Annotated in this window: 2 protein-coding genes and 1 pseudogene; 1 reads left to right on the top strand and 2 read right to left on the bottom strand. The window is 65.5% G+C overall.

What is annotated here, in order from left to right:
- Nucleotides 1-248: pseudogene (locus JHD07_RS35740) on the top strand (competence protein TfoX); the annotation flags it as partial.
- Between the two features lie 116 nt (nt 249-364).
- Here the strand turns inward: JHD07_RS35740 and JHD07_RS35735 are convergent.
- Together JHD07_RS35735 and JHD07_RS35730 are read right to left on the bottom strand one after the other, a co-directional pair.
- Nucleotides 365-1432: a GGDEF domain-containing protein gene (locus tag JHD07_RS35735; protein WP_291630763.1), complete on the bottom strand. Its 1068-nt coding sequence runs from the start codon at nt 1430-1432 to the stop codon at nt 365-367.
- Between the two features lie 165 nt (nt 1433-1597).
- The coding region (locus JHD07_RS35730) for a DEAD/DEAH box helicase (RefSeq protein ID WP_291630761.1) at nt 1598-2840 on the bottom strand (1243 nt) is incomplete at its 5' end.

The following is a 2840-nucleotide window of genomic DNA, read 5'->3' as shown; positions in this document are numbered from 1 at the left end:
GCTCCAAACCGGTTCTGTATTCGACCCGCGCCAAGACGGTGGTGGTCAACTCCTATTGGGAGCTGCCGGCGCGGCTGTTCGACGATTCCGCGGAGCTGGCGCAATGGGCGAGGGCGGCCCTCGCCGCGGCTCAGCGCGCCAAGGTGAAGAAGCGGCCGAAGCGGAAGAAGGCGGCCCCGAAGAAGTCCGTTGCAAAGAAGCAGCCGGCCAGGACAACGGTACGAAAGCCGGGCCGCCGTAGCTCATAAGGCAACGGTTGAATTCGCTCGCATTATCGAGGCGGAGGTCTCGCTCTTCAGTCACCGTCATTCCGGGCTCGCGCCAACAGGCGCGTCCCGAAATGACGGCGGTGAATTGATTTAGCCTACGCCACCCGGCCGTGGGTCTCGACCGCGTATTCCGGATCGGCTTCGCAGATGACGCGGTTGCGGCCGTTGCGCTTGGCGGCGTAGAGGCAGGCATCGGCGCGCTCGATCAGCGAGTCGGTGTCGTCGCCCTCCTTCAGCATGGACACGCCGACGGAGATGGTGACGCGGCCGAGGATCTCGCCGGTCGATTTCTTCTTCAATTCCTTCGCCATCACGGCACGGCGGATGTGATCGGCCACCGTGAGCGCCTGCCGCAGCGCCGTGTCGGGCAGCACGACCGCGAATTCCTCGCCGCCATATCGCGCGGTGATGTCCTGGCCCTTGATGGTCTGCTTCAGCGAGAGCCCGACCAGCCGCAGCACCTGGTCGCCGGTGAGATGACCGTAGGAATCGTTGAAGGACTTGAAATGATCGATGTCGAACAGCAGCAGGCAGAGCGGCTCGCCCGAGGCGAGCGCGCTCTGCACCGCCATGCCGATCATGCGGTCGAAATATTTGCGGTTGCCGAGGCCGGTGAGCGGATCGGTCAGGCTCTCGGCGCGGATCGCCTCCAGGCTCTGCTGGAGATTGCTGATCTCGTTCTTCGATAGCGTCAGCCGCTCTTCCAGCGCCCTGTTGGTTTCGCGCATCTCGCTGGTCGAGCGCAGCAGTGCCTCGACGATGGCCTTGACCTGGTCTCGGTTCTTGGCCGACGACAGCTTCTCGGTCGCGCCCGAGAGGCTGGAATCGTAGGCCCCGGTCGTGCCGAGCGCATCGCTCAGGACCTTCATCACGTCGTCGATCTCGCCGATGACGCGCGCGCCGACCTTGTCGATGCGGTCGGTGGTCTTGATGTGGGAGAGATAGGTCTCGTAAATCTGCTCGAGATCGGATTCGGTCAGCTTGCCGCTGCGCGCCAGCGTCTCGTTGATGATCTTGTTGAGCGGAGCGTTGTAGCCGGTGGCGTAGACGTACCAGATCTCGTAATTGCGGGGAATTGCCGTCTGCCGAAGCGATCGGATTTGCCCGAGCGCGACCTCGGCGAACGCCATCGTGCGTTCGTGTTCGTCAAGCACCTTGATCACAGAACATACCCCACGTGCGATCGACCCGCCATCGACCGCAGCAATGCTTAAACTATGTTCGCAGGCTAACGGACGATCGTGAACGCCCCGTAAATATACGTGCACGACTGCATCTAAAAAATTGTGCACCGGGTTTCCGCAACTGAAACCCGGAGCGTGCGGGGCTCAGGCGCCGGCGGGAGAACGGACCGGCCGCAGCAAGAACGCCGGCAGATGCGAGTGGTCGCCCGGCTCGGTGTCGACCTCGCGCTGGCGGCGCGGCTCCGGACGGCCGATCGAGGGCACATGCGACGTGCCGGCCTGCTGGCGCGTGTCCGCCCGACGCTTGTCGTCGGACCGGTGCCTCGGCTCGGCGGGCTGACGTGGCTCCGACGAGTGCCTTGGTTCGGAAGCATGCCTTGATTCCGATGAAGGTCTTGCTTCGCCTCGCGCCTCGCGCGGCTCGTGGCTGCGCTCACGGTCGCGGCCGCGCTGCGGCTTGCCGCGTCCGCCGCGGGAACGTTCGCGGCCGCGCTGCTCGCGCGGACGCTCGCCTGCATCGGAAGCCTCGGCCGGGGGTTGGTAATCGCCCTCGGCGCGCGGGATGCTCTGGCCGATCAGCTTCTCGATCGCCACCATCGACTTCTGGTCGAGCGGCGTCACGATCGAAATCGCGGTGCCGGTGCGGCCGGCACGGCCAGTGCGGCCGATGCGGTGGACATAGTCGTCGGCATGATGCGGGACGTCGAAATTGAAGACGTGGCTGACCTCGGGGATGTCGAGGCCGCGCGCTGCGACGTCCGAGGCGACCAGCAGGGGCAGCTCGCCCTTGCGGAACTGTTCGAGCGCCGCGGTGCGGGCCGACTGATCCATGTCGCCGTGCAGCGCGCCGACGCTGAAGCCGTGCTTCTGGAGCGATTTGTGAACGATGGCGACTTCGCGCTTGCGATTGCAGAAGATGATGGCGTTCTTGAGATCCTTGGCGTCGCGCAGCAGGCGGCGAAGCAGCTCGCGCTTTTCGTGCGCCTCGCGACCGGCGGGCACCTGGACCTGCGTCACGGTCACGGCCGTCGTGGCGGGCTTGGAAACCTCGACCTTCTGCGGATTGTGCAGGAAGGCCTCGGTGATGCGCCGGATTTCCGGCGGCATGGTCGCGGTGAAGAACAGGGTCTGCCGCGTGAAGGGGACGAGCTTGCAGATGCGCTCGATGTCGGGAATGAAGCCCATGTCCAGCATGCGGTCGGCTTCGTCGATGACGAGCAGCTCGACGCCGGTGAGCAGCAGGCCGCCGCGTTCGGTGTGGTCGAGCAAGCGGCCGGGGGTGGCGATCAGCACGTCGACGCCGCGTGTCAGCTTGGCATCCTGGTCGCCGAAGGAGACGCCGCCGATCAGCAGGGCGACGTTGAGCTTCTGGCCGGCGCCGTACCGG

The organism is Bradyrhizobium sp. (assembly GCF_016462955.1).
Lineage (GTDB): Bacteria > Pseudomonadota > Alphaproteobacteria > Rhizobiales > Xanthobacteraceae > Bradyrhizobium.
This window is presented reverse-complemented; position numbering and strand designations above follow the sequence as displayed.